This is a genomic window from Micrococcus sp. GbtcB5 (assembly GCF_019091605.1).
Lineage (GTDB): Bacteria > Actinomycetota > Actinomycetes > Actinomycetales > Micrococcaceae > Micrococcus > Micrococcus luteus.
Genome location: NZ_JAGXJK010000185.1, coordinates 1 through 276, shown reverse-complemented (window position 1 = coordinate 276; position 276 = coordinate 1). Strand labels below are relative to the sequence as shown.

1 pseudogene is annotated in these 276 nt (G+C 67.4%); it reads left to right on the top strand.

From position 1 onward, the window contains the following. A pseudogene (locus KVS67_RS11965) lies at window positions 1-276 on the top strand (recombinase family protein); the annotation flags it as partial.

Sequence of the window (276 nt, the reverse complement as noted above, 5' to 3'; positions counted from 1 at the left end):
CAGAAGATCGCGCAGGGCGGCACCCCGATGCGTGCCCCCATCGGCTACCTCAACGTCCGCCGCACCGACGACGCGGGCCGCGAAATACGCACCGTCGAAGTTGATCCCGAACGTGCCCCGCTGATCCGGTGGGCGTTCGAGCACTACGCCGAAGGCGAGACCTCCGTGACCGGGCTGCTGCGCGACCTCACCGCACGCGGACTCGTCACCGTGGCGACACCGAAGCGCCCCTCCAAGGCGCTGGAGAAGAACACGCTCTACAAGCTACTGACCAAC